This is a genomic window from Nitrospira sp., from assembly GCA_024760525.1.
Classification (GTDB): Bacteria; Nitrospirota; Nitrospiria; order Nitrospirales; family Nitrospiraceae; genus Nitrospira_D.
The window spans coordinates 1,110,977-1,130,089 of record CP060499.1 but is presented as its reverse complement, the minus strand read 5'-3'; the positions used below and the strand labels follow the sequence as shown (position 1 = coordinate 1,130,089).

Sequence of the window (19,113 nt, the reverse complement as noted above, 5' to 3'; positions counted from 1 at the left end):
CAGAATAGCAAGATCTGGCCCGTCACGGCTAGGATTCAGTGCGGCGATTGACCTCGACGATGGTGCTGGACCGATCGGAAGACTTGGGGTTCTGTTGAAGCTCCCAATGACTGACCACGATGACCTGTGATCCGTCTCGGCGTTTATGGACGAGCTTACCTTCCCAATATCCCGTCGTGCGGAGCATTTCCTCGATCATGTCAAGTGGGACTGGAAACACGGTTTTGAGCAAGCGATGAGACGTCGTTCCCAGGGCATCTTCCGGTTCCCACCCATACAGTTTCTTCGCTCCTGTGCTCCAGTACCGAATCGTCCCATCGAGATTGCGGACCATGATCGCGTCGGAGGCAAGGACACCCTCGCCATTCAACTGGTCGGGTGAGGGCTGCTTCGCGTACATTCTCGTTCCAAACGTGAGGGCCTTGGCTAGAGCTTGAGCAACCACTTGATGCCCATCGCTTGCCCAGTGGGTATCATCTGGCAGGAATACCAGCGTGTTGTTGCGCGCAGCCGACCGGAGAGCAGGCGTGAGATCAAGGTAATCGATCTCGGGAGAGATGTCGGCCATCATCTGGCGCAGACGCTCGGGGAGATCATTGACGTCCCACCGAGTCACTCCTCCGCCGATTCCCTGGAAATGGGCGAGATCATGATAGACGCGGAACGCATGCGGGGCGAAGACGACCATGAACCGCGCCCCTTCTTGCTGAACAAGCTGATAGGCCTCCTGGATCACGTCCACCGTCATTTGCAGGTCATGAAGTTCCTGCGTAGTAAGGCTCACTGAGTTAAACCGCCCCTTGATATACAGCCGGTGTGCTTTCCCTTCATGGTCAACAACCGTGGCACGCGCTGCTTGAAGCTTTTCGTATGGGTTGGGAACACATCCGTTGAGAAACCGCGTCAGCCAAGACAAAGAATTTTTGGTGAATGCGCGTTCCCAAAAGCCATCCAAAGAATCCCATCGAGTTCGGAGCAGCGACACCGTGTCCGGGTAGCCGCGAGCATCGAGGAGATCGTTACCCTCATAAAACACCCAGACGACGGTTTTGGGATGCAGTGGGAGCACATAGCGCTTGAGAACCGCCAGTTCCTGTTGCGGGCCGTAACCGGATTGTCCAAAATTAGCAACGGACATTCTCGTGAGTCTCGCCAGCTCGGTCGTCGCCAACTGCGAAGCGGGCAGCATTGGAGACTCGACATAGGAATCGCCGAGGACCGCTACCTCGGCAGTCGTCAGATCTTCCTCATTTCGGAACCCGTTTTGATCGTACTTCAGCTCGAACGGCTCGGATGGGTGCGGCGGAAGACAGAGCACCTGCCCAATATTCCCCCGGCTAAACTGCATCTTGACGGTATAATGAGATTCGGGCTTTGCCAGGAGTTCCCTATCGGGCACATAGTGAGGTCGTTCCCATGGCAGGCTCCCCGTGACGGCAAAGAGCTCTCGATAATCAATTATTCTAAACCAAGCAGGGAGTTCTATTAAGAGCAACCCCATTCCAAGGGCGAACGTCAGCAGCACAAACTGGGTTCTGATCTCGTCCCGTGGAATAGTCGTAGCGAGTGCATAGCCACCCCAGACCACAAGATACGAAGCGACCAGAAAACTGAACAATTGCCGAATATCAGAAACGCCGGCCTTCACGACGAGCAAATAACCGGAGACGAATAACACTAATGTCAGTCCGATCACGACTCGTTTGGTATTAGGATTGGGGACTTGGTTCATGCTTCACCGATTTTGTATGATCTCTTATGAGCAGCTACGCCCAATATATAACAGCGATAACGTGAATTGAGCACAAGGTCCGCTCTGTGCGGCAGGAGCATATATCTTCTTAAGGTTTAGAATTGCAAGTTAATACTACGTTACATCGGAGGTGCGCGTACGTGGCACCGATGGGAGCGACATCACCTCACTCAATCGAACGATCTCACTTAACGAGGAACTCAGCCTAAAGCCTTGCCTCTCAATGGTTTGCAGCGACGTCACATATTCGTGGAGCCTCTTCCCATCGAGGTCGACTCACTCTACTTCGTGTACAAGAACGCTTACCAGCATCGAGGCGGGTACCGCCGAAATCGATTATTTAGAGAAGACTTCCAAACTGTTCTGATTCCATAACATGTTTTGAGCTAAGCATTCCGGAGTGTGCGTCACGCAGTAGATGGGCGCAGCTGGAGAATAACCTAGGAACCACCCTAGCGCTTCGTAAAGTCTTCATCCACCCGTGTGTTTTGCGATAATTCTAGAATTGATTGCGCATGTGCTCGCGAGGCCGCGGGGCGCGCACGATCCGATAGGTGTCGGCATCCTGCGCCAACGCCCGGCGCATAGAATCTTTGCCCATCAACCGCATCGCAAGGCCCATGGGGGTAATCAGGAGATAATAAATGATTCCGAGTATGATCCTCGTATTGATCGAGCCGAGTACGTGGCCGATCTTCATCCATCCTCGATGAACCTGTGTCAGGCTTTGGGGCAGAACTGCCCCCAGAATGATCAGCAGGCCACCGAGGATCAGCGCCCAGAGACGAGGAGACTCACTTCGAAATACTACGGGCCACAATCCGATCACCGAAAAGACTGCGCCGACAAGGAGGCCGAATTGGCGCAACTCCTTCGGTGTCGGAGGTTGAGTAGGTCGTTCCATTGAGTGATCTCCTAATCGAGTTCGAATTCTTTCTGCCAGTTCGTATCGCCTACTAACGGCTTCTGGAGGGATTTATACAGAACACAACTTTCGAGCACGAGCACATCCATTTCCGTGCGCATAAAGCACCGATAGGCATCCTCCGGCGTACTCACGATCGGCTCTCCCCGAACGTTGAAGGATGTATTGACCAGCACGGCATAGCCGGTTTGCGACTCAAACGCCTTGAGCAAGCGGTAATAGCGAGGATTGGTGTCCTCGTGTACCGTTTGAATGCGAGCGGAGTAGTCCAGATGCGTAACGGCGGGAATATCGGATCGCGGCACGTTCAGCAGATCGATTCCCCAAAGACCGGCATGGTCAGTAGGCACCGGAAGTCGTCGCTGTTCCCGCACCGGCGCGACCAGCAGCATATACGGGCTATCCGTATTCATGTCAAAGAAGTCCGACACCCGTTCTCGCAGCACCGACGGGGCGAATGGGCGGAATGATTCGCGATATTTGATCTTGAGATTCATCACCGACTGCATCTTGGTATTTCTGGGATCGCCCAGAATGCTTCGACCGCCGAGGGCGCGAGGCCCGAACTCCATGCGGCCCTGCAACCACCCAACCACCTTGCCTTCCGCCAGGTCCTTGGCCACCCGCTCAAAAAACGTGTCGTCATCGAGCAACTCATAGGGGGCATCCGCTTGCTTGAGAAACTCTTCGATTTCAGCATTCGTATGTCGCGGCCCCAGATAACTTCCTCGCATTCGATCCGCGCCCGTGGCGTTCCTCGGCTGATTCTCATACTGGTACCAGGCAGTCAACGCCGCACCGACCGCTCCTCCCGCATCTCCGGCTGCCGGTTGGATCCAAATGCTCTTGAATGGACCTTCCCGAAGAATCCGTCCATTTCCCACACAATTCAGCGCCACGCCGCCGGCCATGCAGAGAGACTCGATCCCGGTTTCCCGGTGCAGCGTCCTGGTCACGCGAAGCATCACCTCTTCGGTCACCTCTTGAATCGAGCGCGCCAGGTCCATTTCTCGCTGTGTCAACTTGCTCTCAGCTTTTCTCGGAGGCCCGCCGAAGAGCTCGTCAAACTTGTCCCCCGTCATGGTCAGTCCGGTACAGTAGTTGAAGTAGTCCATATTCAAGCGGAACGTCCCGTCGGCCTTCAGATCGAGCACGTGATCATAGATCGCCTTGACGAATTTTGGTTCACCATAGGGCGCTAATCCCATGACCTTGTATTCACCTGAGTTTACCTTGAACCCTGTGTAATACGTGAAGGCGGAATAGAGAAGTCCCAAGGAGTGAGGAAAGGGGATCTCCCAGAGCGGAGTCAATACATTGCCCTCGCCGAGCCAGGCGGAGGTCGTCGCCCACTCGCCCACCCCGTCCATGCACAGAACCACGGCTTTGTCATAGGGCGACGGATAGAAGGCGGAGGCCGCATGGGATTCATGATGCTCCCCGAACAACAATTGGGGGAGTTCAGACTGTTTCATGTCCGGGGCCAAGGCGAGGAATTCCTTGGTGAGCAGGGTTCGGAGCAGCAACTTTTCCTTCAGCCATACCGGCATAGCCGCGACAAACGACTGGAGGCCTTTCGGAGCGAATGCCAGATAAGTTTCAAGCAAACGCTCGAATTTCACGAGTGGTTTATCGTAGAAGACGAGATAGCGGAGTTCGGCCAGGGAGATTCCTGCCTCTTTCAAACAGTAGGCCACGGCATGAGAAGGAAAACCCGGATCATGCTTCCTTCGCGTAAACCGCTCTTCCTGTGCTGCGGCGATAATGTCTCCATCACGAATGAGGCACGCCGCGCTATCGTGATAGAACGCTGAAATGCCAAGGATGTAGCTCATGAGGTAGTTCCCTTCACCAAATGTATCCGAGTGGATGCATGCTAAGCAATCGAGGAGTGGCTCAGAAAGAATCCAATGAAAGATGCGGGATCATTGGACTCGTTCCGCAACACGACTCTGGAAACTCGGTGAGTAAAAGATCGCAGCCTAGGCACTACGATGACGAGTGTGGGCGATCTTAAACCAGAACCTTGAGCTTTCCAGATCCCTTCACTTCTCGTGATGATAATGTGATCGTCTCTGTGTCTCAAAATGAAATCAAGAAGTGTGCTGACAAGCCAACTTGAGTCTCGATTAAGTTTACTGGATCTATCGGTAGAATCCGACGATCCCTTCGACCACCTCGGCTTGCTGTTCTATCGTCAGCTCTGGATAGATGGGAATAGCGATGGTCTCCCTGGCCGCCCGTTCGGATTCCGGGAAATCCCCCTCCTTGTACCCCAGATATCGGAAGCATTCCTGCAAATGGAAAGGAACCGGATAATAGATTTCCGCTCCAATCCCTTTCTGTTTGAGAGAGGCCAATAACTCGTCTCGCCTTTCCACTCGGAGCACGAATTGATTGTAGATGTGATAATGCTTGGCGCCGGAGTTCCGGTAAATCGCCGCGGGCAAATGGATGGTTTCCGAACGAACCAGGCCGCTCTGTGTGAAAAGATCTTCGTACCGAATGGCATTTTCCTGGCGTTTCTTTGTCCATCCATCCAGGTAATTCAGCTTGATGTTGAGGACTGCGGCTTGAATCGTATCGAGCCGGAAGTTTCCGCCGATCACTTTGTGATAGTACTTCGGCTGGCTCCCGTGGACCCTGAGGACTCGCATCCGCTCTGCGAGTTGAGGATCGTTCGTCACCGCCATCCCTCCGTCACCTAAACACCCAAGATTCTTGCTCGGGAAAAACGACAAGCAGCCGATGGTGCCTATGCTGCACGCGCGCCGGCCGTCTCGGTATTCCGACCCGATCGCTTGGGCGGCATCTTCGATCACGCTCAACTTGTGCTGCCTGGCGAGATCCATGATCGGCGCCATATCGGCACATTGCCCGTAGAGATGGACCGGAATGATGCATTTCGTTTTCGACGTGACGGCGGAGCCGGTCTTGGCGGGATCGATGTTATAAGTCGTGGGATCAATATCGACAAGCACTGGCTTGGCACCAAGCCGAACGACCGCCCCTGCCGTAGCAAAGAACGAATAGGGTGTGGTAATGACCTCGTCCCCGGGTCCAATGCCGAGAGCCATGAGGGCCACCAGAAGCGCATCGGTTCCCGAGGTCACGCCGACACCGTACTTGGACTGACAATAGGCGGCCACCCGTTCCTCCAACTTTCCGACTTCCGGCCCAAGAATAAACGCCTGGCTGCGAAAGGTCTGCTCCAACACCGTCATAATTTCCTTATGGAGCGGTTCGTGATGCGCTTTCAAATCAAGTAGTGGAACACTCATGCCGATCTCCATCGTTGAACACTAAATGGCCTTCATCCCTGCCTTATCCGACAGATATTGCCGCCCACAAGTTGGACAAGATGCCTTTTTGGTTTTGATCACAAGCTTCGCCCCGCACCGACACATCCAGCCCGTTATTCGACCCGGATTACCGACGACCAACGCGTGATCAGGAACATCCTTCGTGACGACCGCTCCTGCGCCGACAAACGCGTACTGTCCGATGGTAATCCCGCACAAAATAGTTGAATTCGCTCCCAGCGTCACCCCCCGCTTCACCAGGGTGGGTCTCAACTCCGTCATCCGCGGAATCTCGCTTCGAGGATTGAATACGTTGGTAAAGACCATGGAAGGTCCGCAGAACACATAGTCTTCCAGAGTCACCCCTTCGTACACAGATACATTGTTCTGGATCTTCACTCCGTTACCGACGGTGGCTCGCGGGCCGATGACGACATTTTGGCCGATCTTGCAGTGCTTCCCGATATGAGATCCGTTGAGGATATGCGACGTATGCCAGATGCTGGTCCCTTCTCCAATCTCGACTCCGTCATCCACGAAGGCCGACTCGTGGGCGAAGTACGGCCTGTCCGTCCGGGAGGTCGGGGGCGTGGGGTGCGACGCGGACTGCTCCAGCGCCTTCTGGCACTGCTGCAACACAGACAGCACACGCAGCCCTTCCTCGCCGTCGGTTCTCGGCCTGGTTCGTGTCGTCACACAATCCAGAAAATGCTGGCATTCTGCGCGTAGCGGCTCTCCTTGATCCAGATCAACCGGATGGGCGTCCGCCCTATTCGCGATCGGAAGATTATCCTTCCAATCGATAGAGTGGGGATAGAGCAGCAGCTTATCCTTTTTCTCCATGTCATCGAACACCGCCATTTTTCGATCGCCCACCACAATCAACTTTTGCTCCTTGAAGGGGTGCAGCCAGGAGACGAAGATATGAGCCTTGACTCCGCTCGGGAACGATAGCAGGCTGATGGTCACGTCGGCGATATGCTGATGAAGATAATTTCCCCCCTGCGCCCTGACCGCATCGGGTGTTTCGTTTAATAAGCCGAGGATCACGGAGATATCGTGGGGTGCGAAGCTCCAGAGGATGTTTTCTTCCCGCCGAATCTTGCCAAGATTCAATCGATTCGAATAGATGTATTGGATGCGCCCTAATTCTCCCGCGCGAATCAGTTCTTTCAGTTTCAGCACCGCCGGGTGATACCAAAGGAGGTGCCCGACCATGAGAATGCGGTCCTGTTTTTTGGCCAGGGAGACGAGGTCTGCACCCTCGTTGACGGAAAGACAGAGCGGCTTTTCCACAAAGACGTCTTTACCGGCCAATAAAGCTTCGCGCACCGCATCGGCATGTCCTTCCGCCGGTGTCGCAATCGCCACGGCCTGGATCGTTTCATCCGTCAATACATCCGAATAGGCTCGGAGCAGCTTTACCCCAGGATACAGCTCCTTGAACGACTCCAACCTTTCGGCTTCGCTGTCGCAGATGGCACCCAGGGCGTTCAGACAAAAGAAGTTACGCACCAGGTTCTTACCCCAATAGCCGGCCCCGACGACAGCCACCTTTGCGCTGACCTCTTCACGATTATGAGCTGAACCATCCATCGTCTTCCTTCTCACGTAATAAGCAAACGGTCGACCCTATCCCAGTGCAATCGACTACTCCCTATAACTCGATCGACAAGAAAAATCAGAAAATGAGCTGGCATGCGACGTATTCTATCTTCTCATGATCGCGACTCGCCGATATCCGCACCCGAATCATAGATGTATGAGCGACCTAACTATTACGTCACCAAGTACGTCGAACGCGCGCACACAGAAGAAACGTTTGTCCAGTGTTGTATCAGTTGATAATTGACCGTGTCATCCTGATTCCGCGCCGACATTTGCTCATAGAGCTCATCGGTTCAAAGATTTCTTGACGAACACGGGTAACGGGTTCGACCCCGATAGTCCTTCGAGACGGATATTAGGCATCCGCAGGGGAACCACTTCAACCTCGGTATGCGAGGCTTCCCTTCGGTGACGCTCACCCCAGTACCTAAAACAATGTATAGATAAACGGGGCCACAGCCGACCCCTGTGTCAGCACAATCAATGTGCCAAACAAAAGAAGGACGATCAGAATCGGCAACAACCAGAATTTCTTCCGCTCCTTCATGAACGCCCACAGTTCCATGACAAACTGGCTCACGGTCATCCTCCTTTGATTAAAGACAGGTCCGATACCGGTCTGAGGTACGAAATCTTGGCCTGGTAAGCATGTCACTGCACAATCCTATGAAGAACTGCCTGCGACTGCCTGACGAACCACCTCGGTCAGGCATTTCGTAACCGCGGCGTTACCTTTGGGTGAATAGTGGCCGCCCAGAGCAAAACGATTATTGGGCTCTACTTCGAGCAAACAAGGAGTAACATCGGTATAGTCGATACCGGCGTGCTGCAGAACACGTTTACCCAGTGGGAGGGACAGATTTGGCCTTTCAAGCTCCTCGCGTGGAAAGTAAACCACCATGGGGATCGCCCCGGTCTCCGACACCGACCCAATAAACGCTTTTAGGATCGAGGCGTTCAGTGTCACGAGTGTTTCATCGGAGACATCAGAAAGGACAGGACTCCAACGTGGAAACAAGGTCATGAATGCCCGGGCGAGGTATGAAAGCTGAGCCGAGTTCTGAAGCCATTGACTGTCGATGTATCCTTTATCCTGTTCGAGAAAAGGAAGCTCGGAAATCGACCCCTTGGAAAAGATGGCCTCAGGTGCCACAGGAGGAATGTTGAGTGTGTGGAGGCCACCGTCACGCAAGACAAGGCGCGGCTTTGAAAAAGGAATTTGCCAATGAGGAGCGGCAATAAACGGATACACACTCATCGTGCGAACCACATCAGCGCTGATAAAGCTTAATATCACAACCTTAGGGCTCCACCGACGGACATCTTCGTTGTACCGTAGGAACGCCTGATCCAGACCGTATGACCCCACCCCGGCGTTTAAGACTTGAGCATCCGAACCTAGCGCTTGCTCCAAGAGATGTCCCCAGGTATCCTCATATGCCACGTCCTCGCCAAATGTAAAGGAATCCCCTACTAAAGCAATGCGCGTCCTCTCAGTGACCGTGGTGAGCGAGACACCCTCGGGGGCGCACGCAGTCCCTCGGAGCTGGAATAGTAGAGCCCATTGGCGCTTCGCCTGTTCGGTCCGACCGTCCATCCCAGGCGATCATCATATATCAGATAGGTAAGGCGTGCACCGGCCTCATTCAGAAGCTGACGATTGCGGAGCGCTACCCCGGACCAATTTTTTGGCACCAACGCCTTGCCTAACAGGGTCTCGCCTTCTAAGGACTGCCGAGCCGATACTCTGACCACGGCTTCGCCTGTGATCAGTATGAGAAGAACGGTGACAAAATTCATGGTCACGATCAAGCGGAAATGGCTCGAGGATGACCGCATGTTCGCCAAGCATCGACGAACAATGACAGTGCCGCTCACAATGAGGATGCCGGCTGCACACAGAGCCGCAATGCCAGGGCGACTGGAAAGGAATGTGCCCAAGAACCGCTCACCCTTCATGTACAGTGCCATCGCGAGAGTCGCAATCGACGATTCGAAAAGAATGAGCGAGACGAGCAGGAGCAGGTCTTGCTGTGAAACGACAGGAGCCGGGCTCCTGGAATCGACATGGGAGTCGTGTTGTCCGGAAGGAAAAGGATCACGTATCAAGGGAGGTAAATTTGACGCCACCACATCCTCGCTATCGGCTCACACGCATAAGAGATATCGATACATTGGGTTATTTCAAACTCTTATCGAAGCGAAGTGTGAGGTATCGACGTGTACATAATGCACATGTTACGCAGGTGGGTATATGCTCAAGACACCACGACACCGTTGAGTTTATATATTCCGCAAGTGATCAGCCAATCGCAATGAGAGCTGAATGATCGAGAGAGTCGGATTGGCTTCCCCGCCGCTTGGGAAAACCGATGACCCGGCAACGTACAAATTCCCTTGTCCGAATACACGACAGTTCCTATCGACAACACCCTTTTCAACCGTGTGTGCCATGCGGGTCCCGCCGATATGATGATAACTCACGCCGTCGTTTCCGCTGGACGGATACCCGTCTTTCGCGAAGACCCAATCGTCGAGCTTTATCCGGCCGTGATTTTTCACCATCAAGAACTCATTGAAATGCGTGATCGCCTTCTGCATCGTGGCACGATCGCGATCGGTCTTCTTCCAGTGAAGCTCTACGGTCGGAATGCCGAAACGGTCACGCTTGGTCTCCGACAGCTTCACATGATTGCTCCACACAGGCTCTTGTTCCCACCCTATGACGAATGTGCCACCGCAGACGAGATTCTTTCCAGCCAGCGAAGCCGCCCACTCTCCCACTCTCGGCGCGACGCAGATGAGATCCTTAATGAGACCCATCGTCCCGGAAGCCGGCATCGGTTCCAAAACAAAGCTGCACTCCAAGATGCCTAACCTCTTGAAAACTTCCTCGGTGAACGTCAGCAAGAGATGCGGCTTGAAATACTCGGTTTTCGGAATCTTGAGGTCAACGAGGGCATATCCGACCCGATACGCCGGATGTTCCATCCAATATCGACCGAGCGGTGCGCGCGAGTCGATGAGACGGCCATTCGCCTGATGATTGCACCACAGTAAAATACGGCTGTTCTCAATTCCTCCCATCGCCAACACATACTGCTTCGCCCTGACCTCGGCAGATTGCCCTTTAAAGTTGGTCACGGTTGCGGACACAATATTGCGGCCATCCGTTTTCAACCCCGTGAGATTCGCGCTAGTCGCGCAGGTGATGCGTTGAGACGAATTGAGCCTTTCCCGATATCGTTGGCCGAACCGAACCTTCGAATAGGAAATCCGAAATTCTTTGATACCGAACTCACTGTCCAGAACGACATCGTTTGGAGGCGCCTTGATATCAAGAACCGCCCGTGCTTGGTCCAAATAGGGGTCCAAATCTTTCTTTTCAATCGGCCACTGTGCATCCTCAAAGCCCGGTTTCTTTTTGAACGCTAATTCCGTCAACGGATAGGTCCACCCCCCCCAATGACCGCTTGTCCCTCCGAGCATCCGGGCGCGTGCGTACTCAAGACCGACATAGTGATCGCCTATCACTTCCCCTTGATAGAGCTCATACGCCTCCGGAGTCCACTCGAGGCCGCCTCCTTCCAAAAGCAGCACGGAACGGCCCTGGCGCTCAAGTTCGAGCGCCAGCGTCATACCCGCCGGTCCTGATCCGACGACGCAAAACTCAACGTTCTTGGGAAGGCTGCCGACCGACGCGTTGAAGTCAACGAACATCACACATCTCCTTCTTGCAGCAGCCAGCCTTGTTTTATGAATTTTCGGTTTCTTCCATTCGGCATCCTCGCGTGTATCCTGTTCACAAGTCCCAATTGAGCTAGAAGAAACAATCCGATCAAGAACCCTCTCCGAGAACACATGCGCTACCACCTCCTTATGACGTTCGCGCGTTAACCGGCTCAATCATTCATCGACTCTCAACATTCCAGCGGAGGCATACACGATCTGCACTTTCGAGATTTCTGCCCGCTCTATTGACGTCCTTCTTGGGTTCAGGGTCGTCGAAGCCGCTACCCTACTCTCGTTTTCATTGTCGTCATTTCCGTGGGAAAACGGGTTCTCTACGAAGAAGACGAGTGCAACTTGTGGACATGGAAGTCGGCCCATGCTTGTGAAGAGAGCATATCGCGGAGCGGTTGACCACCAAAGCATCTGAGAAAAGCTTGGAATCGCTGTTCAAACCATCTCCGACCTGCGCCTTGGTAAAATCGAGTCGTGCGCGGAACCGGAACCGAGATCTCGGCCAGCTCATGCACATCGAACTCGTACGGGTGGCAGTAGAATACGAACGGGGCCTCCATCATGATTCTTCGAGCGAAGTATCGACTCGCGACGCCCGGCAACAGACGATGGTACCCGCCTCCACCGACCGGCCAATTCCTTCCAAGCGCGCGAAATGTGGCCAAAGGAGCCTCTAGAATGCTGCCGCCATGAGCGAGTTGCACCCGAACCGGAAGAGCGGGCCACCCGGCGATCCCATACCGAGGAAGTCGCGCCGGCACGATGCTGGAATCATACTCAAATCCTGCCGCTGCAAGCATATCAAGCGCCCAGAGCGTCTCCCGGACTATCGAAAAATCGGGGGCTCTATATCCTCGAACCGGCTTCCCGATGATCTGTTCGAGAAGATCCTTGGAACGACGGATATCGTCAAAAAACTCCTCGGGAGACTGCCGGCCGACTTCCAGGTGTCCGTGACCGTGACACGCCACTTCATGACCATCGGCATGTATTTCTTTAACGACCTCGGGAAAGCGTTCGGCTAACTTGCCGAGCACGAACATCGTCACCTGCACCCCCTCCTCCCGCAGAAGACCCAAGAGGTGACGCGTGTTCCGAACGGCTCGTTCCGTGATTGGAAGATTCCGGTCCCAGGTGGATTGCGGCCAATCTTCCACATCAATAGAGATGACCGGCGTACTGTATCTCATGGCCTCAGACATCCTTGAAAGTCCGGTTCAGCATCAGCAAGGTCAGTTCCGGTTTGAATAACACGGTTCACGAACACACCCCTGACGAAGTACAAAAGAAATGTCGACGTGAGAGACCAACATAACTTATCGCGACAGTCGAATCGCAAACGAATCAGACGCTTCTTGTTTTCGCAGAATCAAGAAGTCGAGAATTCCCTTCAAATACCCGACCCCATAACTTATATGAAGGATGGGGAAAACGATCGTCGACCAAAGGCCACACCGCACACCTCTGCTCAGCGCTACAGCAACCGCAATACTGAGATTACTCGTCATATATGCAAAGACGCCGACCGCCAACAACACCGCTGCAATATTCGACTGGAGCGCAAGCGCCGCAGTGAGAACGACATACAAAACAAACGCTGATGGCACGAGTTGTCGCATCGTCATCACTGCGCCGATCATTCGCACAGCAAACGGCTTATAGTAGCCGTACTGGTAATACATAACCCAGAGTTTTTTAAGAGAATCTCTTGCGGTATAGTAGGACACGATTTCCGGCACAAGTAAGACGCGTCCTCCGTGCCTGATCAATCGATGATTCAGTTCGTCATCTTGATTGCGTATAAGCCTCTCATCAAACAACCCTATCTTGTCGAAGACTTCTCTTCGATAGCATCCAAACGGAACATGGTCCACCCATTTGGGCGCTGTGACTCCGATCCTAAAGTGCGAATTTCCTACCCCCCACGGATGAGAGAGCCCAACAGCAATCGCATGCGCCTTGGGGGTGTCATTGGCAGGTCGTGTGATACATATTCCACCCACATTATCGGCTTCAGTCCGTTCGCTCCAGTCAATGAGTTTCGAAACGTAATCGGATGGATACACCGTATGACCATCCATCCGCATCACGATTCGTCCTCTAGCAGCGCAAATGCCGATATTCAATGCCGCAGGAGTAATCCTGCGATCATTGTCGAGAAGTCTAATCCATGGATACTGCTTGCTGAAATTATCGATTATATCTCTGGTCCCATCATCACTCTGCCCATCGACGACAAGCAATTCCAGCCGATCCTTTGGATAGTCACTCTCCACAACCGATTCTAGACAGGAACGAATATCCTTTACCTCGTTCCTGCAGGGCATAATAATGGATACATAGGGTGAGGGAACGCTCATCACTTTTTCCCAAGCCATCAGTTACCAAGCACCAAGAGGCGTCGTCCTGGCTTCTAAAGATTACTGGCTCGCCTCGTGGGATCCACACCATTGACAACCCAAAAATCAAATGATGTGGACAAATTCCTACGCCCTTCCAACAGAGACACCGGTTTAACAGGCCAGGCGGAACACAACAAGTATTCTCGAATAGAGCCGGGCTGTGGGAAAGTCCTCTTTTGTAGGGAGCGTTCGCACTCAGACAAGATCATGCCGAGATAATACACCAATTTCCATAACAGCCCAGAATAATAGTTCAGCGTAAGTGCATGTACGCTTCCGTGTCAACGAGATCCGTCGGCAATAGGGTATCAACTCCGCAACCGACGACAGGCCCGAAGGTCAATTAATGAGAGGACGGCGCGCCGGATTTTGAAACAAACCGGTCATGCCAGTTTTTAAAGACCAGAAAACGAAGGATCACAACATAGGGGAGCAACGCTCGCTGCAATCGGCTGGCACGAAGCTCCGTGGCATAGCGAGGGAAGCATGCAAACAATGCCTTATTTCTTCCTGCTCTGATCCGATTCTTAAGATAATCTGCTTTCCCTTGTTCTCGTGACGCCGTGGACGGCGAGGTGAGAGAAAGCGCGTTGAACAATTTCACCACGGCGGGCCGATCAAAATACTCCCATACCCCGCTCTGGGTATCGTTCAGTTGGTTTTGTGTATATTCCCGTAGTGACGAGGCTGACACTAATTCATTTCCCCAGTTTTCATACCCGGTTCGATTGGCAATGGGAATGGTGGCCAACATCGGATTCAGCTCATGAACTGCCTTTCTGAATAACCCCTTATCGAGTCGATATTGCGGGGGGACCCGAGCGAGAAATTCAAGGATGGAGTCGTCCAATAAGACGTTCCGATGATCAAAATACAATTGTTTATAATACGCTGCCGTATGCAGATATCCTTGGAGCCGGTGCTCAAAGTAGAGATAGTCCTTCGCATCGTTGGGCTCCATTCCCTGGATAGAAGAACGTATTCTTGCCATGCCGGCGTCACTTGCTGAACACCACAATGAATAGAACTTCGGTGCAATTATTTCGGAATACAACGGAAGAAGTCCTAGAGGACGGAGCCCAACTTCGGTTTCTGCCTGAGAATAGGTATAGACTCTGTCGTGCCATCCAAAAATCTCGTCCCCTCTCAACACACGTTCGTAGCCGGATTCCTTTATTTTCCTCATGATGGTAAGTTCATAAGGATGAAATGCCGCGATATCTGACAAGCCGTCAACGATGTAGTTGGTTTCCTGAAAATGATCCGCATATTGCGCTGTCAATCGCGGGAAAAACTCGTGCGTTAGGTTAAACCGGGCAGAAATTGCTCTTGCGGTATTGGGATCTGATCCGGTGATCCCTTCGTCGAGGCCCCAGCTCACAGTGCGCAAGTCATGTCTTTGCCATTCCGTTGCGTCGAGTGCCCCTGCAAGAATCCCCCGTGAATCCACTCCTCCACTCAAAAAAATAGCTGTTTTTTGCGGATCCCCCATGTTCCTGACCACTGACTGCTTGATAAGGCTTTTAAGCTCCTCTTTCAACCCACCTTCGCCGGCACCGTGGCTTTGGGATCCTGGAAGAAAAGACCAGTAAGACCCATGGCTTAGTTTTTCATCCTCGATCTTAAGATAACTTCCTCCGGGTAGGCGCTTCACAGAAGACACCATGGTCTGCTCCCCCAATAAATGCCCGCCTGAAAAGAACATCGGGGCAGCTTCAGCGTTGAGCTCGACCGGATGGGAAGAAATGGATAATAACGCTTTCACTTCCGGAGCAAAGAAAATCATACCCCTTTCTTGTAGATAGAAAATCGGCTCAGATGCCCTACGATCGACTGCAATGATAGTGGTCCCTAGTGCTTCATCACGCATCACCAGGCTGTAGAACCCGGTTAGTTGCCGCAGAAAGACCTCAGGGTTCAGAAACGCATCTGGGCGCTGGGTTTGAGAAACTGCATCCGAGTAATCTCCAAACAACGCGCCGTGCACGAACAAGTTGGATGGTAGTGTTGGCTCCTGAATATCACCGGGCCAGAGACCATTCACGGTTGAAGGGAGCGACATCCGCCCAATGGCAAGCCCATGAGAACTACGCACGCATGTTTTCAAAACCGTACTGTTGCCATGTCTTAGACTGTTCGCCATGATTCGTAGAGTATCGACGGCGAAGTCATCTGACATTGAGCCGGAAGAATTGAGAGTCAAAACCCCAAAGAGTCCTGGCATAGCGAGTAAGTCCTCCCATTCGATCTCAATAATTCACTAGCTTTCCTGAAGCGGGACGCAAGCTTCAAGAACTTATGGGCTTCGATTGGGCCCGGTGGATGGCCGAGGGAAGCTCGACCAGCGCGTCATGTGACCGCTCCTCGTTGTAACTCTGTAACCAGTCCTCGCTGATTTCCCGAACCACATCCCCTTGAGACAACTATTCTCGTGCTTCAGTTTCTTCAGTCGGTTCACATCAGAGGCCTCAGACCTTCGTACTTGGCCCTCCAGGCGTAGAAGACCACAAAGCTGAGCCGCAGTGCAGCCAGATCCCATTGACCGGGCAGCCCGCATCAGCCCATTTCAAAATGAACACAATCTGCGCTTCGGTGAACTTTGATTGGAGCAGGGGATCCTCCTGGCTAAATTGCTCATTTTACCAGGAAGATTCTTCGTTTGATCGTCTCAATCTATGCAGAGCTTACAGAAAAACTTCAGGTTATCCTTGCGATTCCCGCTTGCCCCTGAAAGAGATTATCCTAAACCCCGGGTCTAGGACAACAACGGCATCGTCAGGAATGTCCTTATGTACCACCGCATTGGCTCCTATTTTCACATTGTTACCCACACGAATCTTTCCGAAAATCTTTGCGCCTGGAGCAATGTATACATTGTCCCCAATTATAGGAACTCCCCTATTTTCTCCACGCCCTGACACCCCGATTGTCACTAACTGGGAGATATTGACATCCCTGCCGATTCTTGCAAGGCCAGAAATTGTAATCCCTCCATAATGTCCTATATAGAATCCGCGACCTATTTCTGCTGATCGTGATATTTCGATTCCCCATTTGCTACGAATTCTATGAAATAGCATCATGTATGCTGGTTCAAGCAATATTCTTAGAAATTGGTTCTTCTTTTTCAGCCAATGCCCAAACCTATAGATACCGACTGCGTGAAGTCCAGGAGAACGATAACAATCGATTACCCTCCTGATCACACTCCCGCTGGTCAAATCATATACCCGCCTAAAGTCCGCTCTAAAAAGGAACCCAGCTTCTGATGGGACACTACAACTTGGCGACATTGGCTGTGTGCCTGACTCAAACGATGTCCTTTTCATTCCGACCAGGTCTCTTCTGTAAGGTTACATTGATTACCTAGACTGAAGCCAGCTGGAATCTCCCCATTGTAAGACTCGCGTAAACTTTCCCCTTTCTGACCAGTAACGCCACTCGGCGCTTCGCCATCCATCGTCCAATGGATTCTCCTGCTTCGGCTTCCATCTCATCACCTCTTCAGCTCACGCTGGACCTTGTCGTAGAGGTGATCTCAATTTCAAGGTGAGCAGGATACGCCTCGCCCAAGGGATAGTCATCTACTTGGGAATGGATACTTGTACGCTTTGACCTACTCTCATACATTTCATAAAACGTAACTCAAACTTGGATCGTCATATAATCAATATCTTGCATCATATTAAACTTGGCACAGAATATGCTCATTCCGGCTCAAACCTGAGTCTAGACGAAAAATCAAAACCCCTACTTGGATTACTAACTCCCATTAGGGGAAAGGCTAGATAACTGGAGATGGATATGACAACCACGTTGAGGAGTTTATATCATGCGTGATTTAAGGAATCTATTGCGCCCTGCGTTGTTCCCACTTTGTGGATTACTCCTGTTATTTGTTCTACCTGAACCCATGATGGCGCAAGCCGCTACCTACTACGTCGCAACGACGGGCAGCGATTCCAATCCAGGCACATCGAGTAGTCCATGGCGTAACCTGCAAAGATGTACCCGCTCGCCCATCAAAGCGGGTGATACTTGCATCGCGCGTGCTGGCACCTATACAGATACGGATGGAAGTGGTACCACTTTATATGTCGACCCGAATGCACCTGCCGGCACTTCTTCGCTGCCCATTACTATTAAAAGCGAGACACAACTTGGGGCGGTAATCATCATACCAAGTACGCACGCCAATAACGTCGGCGTCTATATCACAAGACCCTACTACATCATCCAAGGATTCGATATTACCGGAGGGAATAAGGCCGGTGCCGGCAACAACGGGATTACCTTTCAGCCAACAGCAACCGGTTCAGTTGCCCGACTGAACTCTATTCACCACATTGGTCGGTCAGTCTGCTCCAATTCAGGTATCTATAATGGCGTACTCGTAGGAAAAGTCTCCGGTATTGTGGTTGAACGCAACCGGTTCTACAGTATCGGAAGGCGTCGGAATGGAGAAAGCGGTTGCTCCACATCGGTTTCTAACCTCGATCATGGAGTATATGTCGCAGGACCCTCAAATCTCGTCATCCGGAGGAATGTGTTTTATGATGTGAATCGCGGATACCCCATTCATGTCTATGGGGCGACAACAACAAATCTTAGCATTTACCACAATACATTGTCCGGCAAGAGTCCTACCGGAACACCAATGGGGCAAATCATGTTAGCCTCAACAATCAGTGGGGCTACCATTAGAAACAATATCTCGCACAATCCAGCGACCGCTATGATTGCAACGCATAATTTGTCGGCTTCTAACGTGAATGTAAGTTACAACCTCGGCACGGCCAAGATGAAAGGAGTTTCAAGCATAGGAGGCGTGACGTTCTCCAGTAACTTTGAAAATATTGCCAACCTAGGCTTTGTCAATTCGACAGGAAATGACTTTCGCCTTACCTCTAGCAGTTACGCGATCAACCGAGGAACGTCGTCTGGTGTACCTCTGGTCCCAGATGGGGCACCTGACATTGCAGCCTATGAGTATTCGGTACAGAACAATATATCTTCTCCACTGACTCCCACGGGGTTACGCTCGATGTAAGAGCGGCTCGGCTACACCGTTCGAGATAACTCTCAATGACAGTAGAGAAATCTTCGACGATTCGTCCTTCCTGACGTTGAGTGACAAACGCACTCAGCGTCAGGCCCCCCATTCAGCCAGCAGGCGATCGATGACCTGGCTACCATCTCATTTCCCGTTCTATTCTGAACCTTGATGTGACTAATTCAGTCACATGTCAGGCAGATGTCAGCATCGCCACCGCTAATATAATCCATAACTTACACTATTGCGCCCCTGGCACAGAGCCTGCTCATTGTCCTACCTGACTCGGCCACTCAAAGCGTCATGACTATCGACACGGAATTGAC

13 protein-coding genes are annotated in these 19,113 nt (G+C 52.2%); 1 reads left to right on the top strand and 12 read right to left on the bottom strand.

What is annotated here, in order from left to right; translation table 11 throughout:
• Window positions 1–28: 28 nt before the first annotated feature.
• The 12 genes from H8K04_05380 to H8K04_05325 all read right to left on the bottom strand — a co-directional run bounded on the left by H8K04_05380 (window position 29) and on the right by H8K04_05325 (window position 16,817).
• On the bottom strand, window positions 29–1,732 hold the full coding sequence (locus H8K04_05380; protein UVT16985.1) for a PAS domain S-box protein: 1,704 nt from the start codon (window positions 1,730–1,732) through the stop codon (window positions 29–31).
• A 520-nt stretch (window positions 1,733–2,252) separates the two neighbouring features.
• Window positions 2,253–2,657 carry a sxtJ gene (locus H8K04_05375; GenBank protein UVT16984.1) on the bottom strand — a complete coding sequence of 135 codons (405 nt, stop codon included), beginning with the start codon at window positions 2,655–2,657 and terminating at the stop codon, window positions 2,253–2,255.
• An 11-nt stretch (window positions 2,658–2,668) separates the two neighbouring features.
• Complete coding sequence (locus H8K04_05370) at window positions 2,669–4,513, bottom strand: carbamoyltransferase (GenBank protein UVT16983.1); 1,845 nt, start codon at window positions 4,511–4,513, stop codon at window positions 2,669–2,671.
• Between the two features lie 309 nt (window positions 4,514–4,822).
• Window positions 4,823–5,959, bottom strand: coding sequence for a DegT/DnrJ/EryC1/StrS family aminotransferase (locus H8K04_05365; GenBank protein ID UVT16982.1), 1,137 nt, complete (start codon window positions 5,957–5,959; stop codon window positions 4,823–4,825).
• Between the two features lie 21 nt (window positions 5,960–5,980).
• Window positions 5,981–7,576: a Gfo/Idh/MocA family oxidoreductase gene (locus H8K04_05360; protein ID UVT16981.1), complete on the bottom strand. Its 1,596-nt coding sequence runs from the start codon at window positions 7,574–7,576 to the stop codon at window positions 5,981–5,983.
• A 439-nt stretch (window positions 7,577–8,015) separates the two neighbouring features.
• A complete protein-coding gene (locus tag H8K04_05355; protein ID UVT16980.1) occupies window positions 8,016–8,168 on the bottom strand; it encodes a hypothetical protein in 153 nt (50 codons plus the stop codon).
• 84 nt (window positions 8,169–8,252) lie between these two features.
• Complete coding sequence (locus tag H8K04_05350; GenBank protein UVT16979.1) at window positions 8,253–9,185, bottom strand: SGNH/GDSL hydrolase family protein; 933 nt, start codon at window positions 9,183–9,185, stop codon at window positions 8,253–8,255.
• A 686-nt stretch (window positions 9,186–9,871) separates the two neighbouring features.
• On the bottom strand, window positions 9,872–11,308 hold the full coding sequence (locus tag H8K04_05345; GenBank protein ID UVT16978.1) for a GMC family oxidoreductase: 1,437 nt from the start codon (window positions 11,306–11,308) through the stop codon (window positions 9,872–9,874).
• Between the two features lie 344 nt (window positions 11,309–11,652).
• Complete coding sequence (locus H8K04_05340; GenBank protein ID UVT16977.1) at window positions 11,653–12,522, bottom strand: DUF3473 domain-containing protein; 870 nt, start codon at window positions 12,520–12,522, stop codon at window positions 11,653–11,655.
• A 126-nt stretch (window positions 12,523–12,648) separates the two neighbouring features.
• A complete protein-coding gene (locus H8K04_05335) occupies window positions 12,649–13,692 on the bottom strand; it encodes a glycosyltransferase family 2 protein (protein UVT16976.1) in 1,044 nt (347 codons plus the stop codon).
• Between the two features lie 385 nt (window positions 13,693–14,077).
• A complete protein-coding gene (locus H8K04_05330; protein ID UVT16975.1) occupies window positions 14,078–15,958 on the bottom strand; it encodes a hypothetical protein in 1,881 nt (626 codons plus the stop codon).
• 478 nt (window positions 15,959–16,436) lie between these two features.
• On the bottom strand, window positions 16,437–16,817 hold the full coding sequence (locus tag H8K04_05325) for a serine acetyltransferase (protein UVT17875.1): 381 nt from the start codon (window positions 16,815–16,817) through the stop codon (window positions 16,437–16,439).
• A 749-nt stretch (window positions 16,818–17,566) separates the two neighbouring features.
• Here H8K04_05325 and H8K04_05320 point away from each other — a divergent pair.
• Window positions 17,567–18,784, top strand: coding sequence for a hypothetical protein (locus tag H8K04_05320; GenBank protein UVT16974.1), 1,218 nt, complete (start codon window positions 17,567–17,569; stop codon window positions 18,782–18,784).
• Window positions 18,785–19,113: the final 329 nt, after the last annotated feature.

Coding starts and splice junctions, on each gene's coding strand:
- H8K04_05370 (UVT16983.1), bottom strand. CDS start 4,513: ATGAGCTACATCCTTGGCATTTCAGCGTTCTATCACGATAGCGCGGCG.
- H8K04_05325 (UVT17875.1), bottom strand. CDS start 16,817: ATGATGCTATTTCATAGAATTCGTAGCAAATGGGGAATCGAAATATCA.
- H8K04_05340 (UVT16977.1), bottom strand. CDS start 12,522: ATGAGATACAGTACGCCGGTCATCTCTATTGATGTGGAAGATTGGCCG.
- H8K04_05360 (UVT16981.1), bottom strand. CDS start 7,576: ATGGATGGTTCAGCTCATAATCGTGAAGAGGTCAGCGCAAAGGTGGCT.
- H8K04_05365 (UVT16982.1), bottom strand. CDS start 5,959: ATGAGTGTTCCACTACTTGATTTGAAAGCGCATCACGAACCGCTCCAT.
- H8K04_05345 (UVT16978.1), bottom strand. CDS start 11,308: ATGTTCGTTGACTTCAACGCGTCGGTCGGCAGCCTTCCCAAGAACGTT.
- H8K04_05330 (UVT16975.1), bottom strand. CDS start 15,958: ATGCCAGGACTCTTTGGGGTTTTGACTCTCAATTCTTCCGGCTCAATG.
- H8K04_05380 (UVT16985.1), bottom strand. CDS start 1,732: ATGAACCAAGTCCCCAATCCTAATACCAAACGAGTCGTGATCGGACTG.
- H8K04_05350 (UVT16979.1), bottom strand. CDS start 9,185: ATGGACGGTCGGACCGAACAGGCGAAGCGCCAATGGGCTCTACTATTC.
- H8K04_05375 (UVT16984.1), bottom strand. CDS start 2,657: ATGGAACGACCTACTCAACCTCCGACACCGAAGGAGTTGCGCCAATTC.
- H8K04_05320 (UVT16974.1), top strand. CDS start 17,567: ATGCGTGATTTAAGGAATCTATTGCGCCCTGCGTTGTTCCCACTTTGT.
- H8K04_05335 (UVT16976.1), bottom strand. CDS start 13,692: ATGAGCGTTCCCTCACCCTATGTATCCATTATTATGCCCTGCAGGAAC.